The organism is Mediterraneibacter sp. NSJ-151 (assembly GCF_022487435.1).
Taxonomy (GTDB): domain Bacteria; phylum Bacillota; class Clostridia; order Lachnospirales; family Lachnospiraceae; genus Schaedlerella; species Schaedlerella hominis.
Genome location: NZ_JAKVPP010000018.1, coordinates 1 through 6,951 on the forward strand (window position 1 = coordinate 1; position 6,951 = coordinate 6,951).

Annotated in this window: 7 protein-coding genes; all 7 read right to left on the reverse strand. The window is 39.4% G+C overall.

From position 1 onward, the window contains the following. Positions 1–28 precede the first annotated feature (28 nt). Complete coding sequence (rhaD, locus tag LQE94_RS14595; RefSeq protein ID WP_240578036.1) at positions 29–862, reverse strand: rhamnulose-1-phosphate aldolase; 834 nt, start codon at positions 860–862, stop codon at positions 29–31. 232 nt (positions 863–1,094) lie between these two features. Next, positions 1,095–1,820, reverse strand: a complete 726-nt coding sequence (locus LQE94_RS14600) for a J domain-containing protein (protein ID WP_240578037.1) — start codon at positions 1,818–1,820, stop codon at positions 1,095–1,097. Positions 1,821–2,048: 228 nt separating this feature from the next. Continuing rightward, positions 2,049–2,456, reverse strand: a complete 408-nt coding sequence (locus LQE94_RS14605; RefSeq protein ID WP_022075090.1) for a hypothetical protein — start codon at positions 2,454–2,456, stop codon at positions 2,049–2,051. A 126-nt stretch (positions 2,457–2,582) separates the two neighbouring features. Further along, positions 2,583–3,494 (reverse strand): DUF4340 domain-containing protein, encoded by a 912-nt coding sequence (locus tag LQE94_RS14610; RefSeq protein ID WP_240578038.1) that lies wholly within the window; start codon positions 3,492–3,494, stop codon positions 2,583–2,585. Positions 3,495–3,533: 39 nt separating this feature from the next. Then, a complete protein-coding gene (locus LQE94_RS14615) occupies positions 3,534–4,979 on the reverse strand; it encodes a Gldg family protein (RefSeq protein ID WP_240578039.1) in 1,446 nt (481 codons plus the stop codon). Between the two features lie 12 nt (positions 4,980–4,991). Then, positions 4,992–5,858 (reverse strand): ABC transporter permease subunit, encoded by an 867-nt coding sequence (locus tag LQE94_RS14620; RefSeq protein ID WP_240578040.1) that lies wholly within the window; start codon positions 5,856–5,858, stop codon positions 4,992–4,994. Further along, positions 5,842–6,798 (reverse strand): ABC transporter ATP-binding protein, encoded by a 957-nt coding sequence (locus LQE94_RS14625; RefSeq protein WP_240578041.1) that lies wholly within the window; start codon positions 6,796–6,798, stop codon positions 5,842–5,844. The genes LQE94_RS14620 and LQE94_RS14625 overlap by 17 nt, the downstream gene beginning before the upstream one ends. Positions 6,799–6,951 lie beyond the last annotated feature (153 nt).

Consider the following 6,951-nt stretch of genomic DNA (forward strand, 5'->3'; position numbering starts at 1 on the left):
TAGAAAACTCCGTCCCTGTTTGGATCAATTATTTATTTTTCTCATACAAAAATTCTTCTGGAAGGCTTACTTGGAAATCTTTAGCCAATGAGCGGAAGTTATCCGGTGTGATTGTCTGAAGTTTCTTTGGTGACATAGAAAGAATCTTAACAAGAATCTCAGCAGATTTTTCTACTGTGTGAAGCAAACCAAATGTTAGATCAAAATCTTCTCCTGAGCAGAACATACCATGATGAGCCCATATAACTACATCATATTTTTTCATCAGTTCTGCTGTCTTAACTGCAATGTCTCTTCCTCCCGGAACCATCCAGCCTACTACACCTACTCCGTCCGGAAATACAACCGGACACTCTGTTGCTGACTCCCAAAGTTCTCTTGTAAATACTTGATCATCCAATGGAAGAACAAATGTCAGTGCAATTGTATTTGTTGTATGTGCATGGTAAATAACACGATGTCTTCCATTTGTCAGTTTTTTCTTTACTTCATGATTCATCAGATGAGTCGGGAGCTCGCTTGTAGGTCTTCCACCTTCTACCAATCCCCAACGAATTCTGTAATTAACTCCTGCCTCATCCAATTCGATGATTGCAAGACACACTTCCGGGTCTACAATAATGTTTCTGAAGTATTTACCGCTTCCTGTCACAAGGAAGAATTCTCCTGCCAATCCAGGTACTTCTGTTCCGATAGCTGTCCATTCTCCCGGTGCATTCAAACGAGGTCTGATCATCTCAACTTCTTCCGGTTTCAAACGATAGCTTAAGTTTCCACCATTTCTCTCATGCCATCCCTGAAGATAACCATCATTTGCCATTTTAATAAAGTCCTGTACGAATTTTGAATCTAAAATTTTCATAGTACCTGTTCCTCCTTATATTTATGCAGCCACGCTATTTGTTGTTTTATGTGGTTTATTCTGTTTTACAATATTGTTTTATGTGGTTTATGTTTGTATTATATATTGTTTTATGTGGTTTGTAAATACTTTCTTCAAAAAAAGTCTTACAAATCCACATTTAGTATCTATAGATTCTTTGGCAAAATATACAAATAGGAAACCAAACTCCGTCCCCAATCGGCTCTATTAGTTACATAAAACCACCGCCCGGAGAAATTGGCACATAACAGCACCCTCCACCGCAACACAGATTACACAATGCTGTAGCGATACATGCCCGCATACATGCGTCACCTGTTCCAACAGGATATCCGTACATCCCCTGTCTCTGCTGATACCAGCCACCGCCACCTTGGAGACGCTGCAACAACATCTGGTACTGCAGGTTATTCGGTTCCAATTCTACCGCTTTTTGTGCATGTTCGAGTGCGGTCACATTATTTCCAACTCCGGAATTTGCCGACGCACTGTAAAAATACCACAATGCTCTTCTTTCTTTGATTCCATCTAATACATTCAATGCTTCTTCAAAATGTCCGCTTTGAATATAGTTTGCCGCTGCACGAAGATGCATGTCTGTCTCTGACTCTCCCGAAGCACCTGTTCCACCTTGATTGCCCTGATATGCACCGCCAAATGGATTGCCATACATGCCGCCAAACGGATCTCCATATGTATTGCCAAACGGACCTCCATTCCCGTATGTACCACCTCCGGAATATCCTCTCGCACGCTCATCCATAATCTTCTGATATGCCTGCTGCACTTCCTTGAATTTAGCTTCTGCTTCTTCTTTATTTGGATTGTTAATATTCGCATCCGGATGATACTTTCTGCTCAACGAACGATATGCTTTTTTTATCTCATCTTCTGACGCATCTTGCGACACCCCAAGTATCTGATATGGATCTATCATCTCTTTTCTCCGTTTCTACCGCATTTGTAATTTATTATATCACGAACCCGCGCTTACACGCTCTACCGTCTGCTTCGCAGACTGTTCGCTCACTAATGGCTCAAGAAAAGAAAATGCCGCCTGCGGCGTCGCTTCCTTTTCTTTTTCGCTCATTATATCATAATTTCAGAAAACGGCACCAATAATCTTTGGCACCGTTTTCCAACGTTCTCATGATTCACTTATACATCAACTTTTCTTTATAAATGTCGTTCCACACTTCGGGCAACGCACCTCAATCTTTCCTTTCCCTCTCGGAATACGGATTTTCTGCTTACAACTCGGACATTTATAAATATGATAAACTTTTCTCTGTTTCATCAGTTCTTTCTGCTTGTAGAAAAAACTACGAAGCTTATATGTCTTTGCGAGATATTTTTGATTCTCCGCATAACGTTTTGTTATGTTTTTTGAAAATATACGAAAATAGCAATAAATGATTGCAGCCCAGCCAAGGATATACAATATATTTCCTGCAGCCTTTCCTCCAAAAAATCCTGCCAGTATCACGGCTATCAATCCAATTCCCAGTAAGCATTTTGACAATGCATCCACTCCATATCTTCCCTGCAAAAACCGCATCATTTTATCTCTCATTGATTTCAACCTCGCTTTCCTATAGAAGGACATTTTCCTCTCTTTTTAACTGAAAGTCAATAAATTATTTCTTAAATGTTTCTAAAAATATTTGCCACGCGGTTTTTAACACATTGAAAACGTTTCTTAATCCTCTACATTCAAAATGTTGTTACAGATTTCTGTTGAAATCAAATATACAATCTTAGAATCGCTGATCATCACATAACGGTTTCCACTGCCATCCTCTTTTCCAATATAAAGAGTCAGCACCTTTTCTTTTTTCTTTTCTGTATAAGTTGCTTCTACTGTAATTCTGGATTTTTCATCCAGCCCATACTCTGACAAATGCTCGTCTTCCACGGAATAATCCGCAACTTTATCCAGACTCACTACTCCGAGTCCTCCTGCTACCGCTGCGATGTTCTCGGTATCATCATCATTTTCCGAATCATATGTGGTTGTCTGTCCGTTCTGTGTAATGACTTCTTTCTTAAGATTACCGCTTCCAATCGTCGGGTATTCATCTAACTTCGCCATATCTTCCAGACTATGCTGTAAATCCTGGAGTACCTCGCTGTTTACTGTATAGACCTTCTTTGTATCATCCACCGTTACATAATATGAATCATCCCCGGAATCATTTCCAAAATAAACCGATGTCTTATCTCCATTTTCATCTGTCAATTGAATCCGATAAGCCGGGTCATCCAGACCATAATCTGCAAGCTCATCTCCGTCTTCCAACTCACGTTCTGCTTTCAACTTTCCAAAGGTTTCTACAATCTGTTCTGGATAGCTCTCGTCTAACGGGAAATCCGGGTCTTTTACATAGACCCAGTTTCCATCCTGTTTTTCAAATGTTTGCGTCCCCTCTCCGACATCGTAATTAATCAGAGACACATCTTCTACATCTGTTATATAAATTGTCGATGCTTCTTTTTCTTCCTTTGTTTTCTTCTCCTGATGCTTTATCATTGTCTGAATTCCAAAATATACTACCAGCAAGAGAAGTAACACTCCACAAAGTATGCACATCTGCTTTTTCTTTTTATCCATACGGCACGCCTTTCTTTCTATTCAGATTTTAATTTTTAATTACGCTTTTCTTCTGCGATACCATACTGAAAATCCACCAATCAAAAGTACGATTGGAACCCCGAAGATTACCAGCAGACTCAAAAGGCCTGAATGCTGCACTGTATTATATTCTACGGAAAGACTTTTTGGCTCAATGGAAATATTTTTGACACCATCAAAGTTTGCTGTCACTGCATTCATAAATAATGTTGTATTTTCTAATGTCGTAAATGCATCTGTAATCTGAGAATCAATCATACTTGCTGAAGAAATCACTGTCAGACGGCTCTTTCGTGTCTCACTGTCATCTGTACTATTTTCGTCCTTGGTATCATCTCCATCATCCTTACTGATACTCTCTGTCGCGACAACTCCAAGTGTATAACTGCCTTCTGTCTGCGCATCCTCCGTCACCGCATATGCATTATTTGTTGTAGACATAAATGCATTTACTGAAATCGTATCTCTTGCAGGGTCACTCAATTCCAGACCATGTGTATTTGCAAGAAGAACCATCTGAGATGAAATTCCATTTGCCAAGTCCCCGGACACAGATAATTGTGGGAAGAGATAATATGCATTTCCCTGATAGCAACGCTTTGGATCTGCGATATATCCATCGGCTTCTTTCATTCCGTAATCAGATAAAATACCCATTAAATTCGGCAATTGCTCTGAAGTTGTATCTCCAAGAATCAGCATCACTTTACCGCCTGACTTCAGATAATTCTTCAAGACGTCCGCCTCTTCCTGTGACAGATCATTTGTCGGTGCATACATCATAAGGAGGTCACAGTCATCCGGGATTTCTGTATTCATAACCAAATTCAATTCTTCTACATTATAGTTGTTCTTCTTCATTAAATCTGATATCGTTGTTGAAAATGTAGACTCTCCATGCCCAGATGTTCTATAAACCGTCTGGCTGGCATCACTTGTCACATAATTGATCGCACTTGTCAGCTGACCTTCTCCATCAAACTCTGACTCCGATGCACTTCCTGTATAATAATAGGATGACATATCCTGTACGATGATGTCGCTAAATGCTACTGTCGTACTTTTTCCTGTGTCTTCACATTTTACAACAATTGTATCTTTTTCTGCATTATTCTCTGTCAATGCAGACGGATGCAACACCGGGTCAATCCATTTTACAGAAACATTTTTTGAAAGTCCTGCATACTTACTTAAAAATGTTGTAATACGATCATCTGTCTCATCCTTCACAGCCAGTACTGTCAATGTTACTTTGTGATCCAGTTCTTTCAGCAAATCTTTACTTGTATCACTGATTTCATATATTTTTGTGCTGCTCACATCAATATTTCGATATTTTTCAGGTAACTGGCCTATGATCATATTCGCAACTACTACAATCGCTATTACAATTGCCGTTACTCCTATGCTAAATGAGCCCTGTTTCGTTCCTGTTGTCTGAAATAATTTCTTAATCTTTTCCACAGCCCGAACCTCCTAACTCCAACGTCTCTTCTGAATTGCCTGTATCGTCAGAACAATAAATATCGCAATTACAGACAAATACAGTACAATTCCTGTAATATCAACAATGTGATTATTCGTAATATCCGTAAATACGTCTGCCAATGCAAGCTTTCCGAGTATTTTTGTTAACAGGTTTTCAAATAAACTGGATTTCACAATGTATGTAGCAACACTCGCTACAATACCGAGCACTTCTAAAACCGCACTAAGCATCCAGTTTTCTGTCATATGATAAACATAAGCAATTATGATCGTGAAAATAACAATCAATCCGATCAGCGAACCAATCGCAGAGGATGGGAGAAATCCGATGATTCCGTTCCACAGATATAATATCAATAAAAGTCCGAATGTTGTGATAAATGCAATCATCTGGCTCTCTGTCAATGCTGACATAAACATCCCTATCGCTACATAAACACATCCCAGAAGGAAAAAGACTCCGATTGAAATATAATCTGTCTTTAAGTATGCTGTTCCATTCATCTTGATCAATAGCGGAAAGAGACAAAAGATAAGATTTGGGATTGCGACAACTGAAATCATTGCCAAATATTTTCCTAACACAATCTTTGTAAGACTCACCGGTGCCGTTAACAACAACTGATCTGTTTTGTTTTTTCTTTCCTCCGCAAAGCTTCTCATCGTGATAAGCGGAATCCCTACAATAAATACGATCAGCGAGCCAGACAATGTATAAGAAAAATACGGATATCCTGCGTTCAAATTATATGCGGTAAAATAGATTCCCGTAAATGCAACGAGAAATGCAACAAAAACACATCCCACCATAGACTGGAAATAGGACTTGAATTCTCTTTTATAAATTGCCAGCATCGTTCGATTCCTCCTTCTGTGTCAGTTCCATAAAGATGTCTTCCAGACTTGCCTTTGCAGTCTTCATTTCCAACAATGGGCACTTTTCTTCTGCAAATGCATAAAATACTGCTTCACGGATATCTGCCCCATTTTTTGTCTCAAGCTTTACTCTCGTAAGATTTTCATTTTCACTATGCATTTCCATCGCATCAATGTCATCAATTGTTGACAAAATTGCCCGAGCAGTCTCCGGTGCAGCTTTCACCTCTAACTCCAGGCTGGACGCTCCGTTTCTTAACAGTTCCAGATTCTCCGGTGTATCGCTTGCAACTAATTTTCCTTTTGAAATAATCAGAATATAATCACATACCTCTCTTACCTCTGCAAGAATATGTGAACTTAAAATAACGGTATGCTTCTTTGAGAGTGTTCTGATCAGCTCACGAATTTCTATAATCTGTTTTGGATCCAGCCCAACTGTAGGCTCATCCAAAATAATAATCTCCGGAAAGCCTAAAATAGCCTGTGCCAGCCCAACTCTCTGTTTATATCCTTTTGAAAGATTCTTGATCAGACGATCTGAAACATCCTGAAGTCTTGTCAATTTCATTACTTCACTGATATCGGATTCTCTTTTCTCTTTTGGCAATTTCTTTAACTCTGCCGCAAATTCCAAATACTCTTGTACTGTCATATCCATATATAATGGTGGAAGCTCCGGCAGATACCCGATATGTTTCTTCGCCTCTTCCGGCTCCTTCAAAATGTCATGCCCGTCAATCAGAACACTTCCCTGTGTCGCACCCAGATATCCTGTCATGATATTCATTGTTGTAGATTTCCCGGCACCATTTGGCCCCAGAAAACCATAAATCTTACCTGATTCCAATGTAAAACTTAAATGGTCCACAGCCAGATGACTTCCGTATTTTTTCACTAAATCTTTTACCTCTATCAACGCTTTACCTCCCTAATCTATCAAACTGATACAAAGGTAACAGATTTTTGTGAACGTTCTGTGTTAGAAATGTGAGGATGTTTTGAAAGTGGAGAGGAGTGCCAACGGGGACGGGGTTAGTGGCTTTTTTGCGAGCAAAAAAAGATCGGAAGA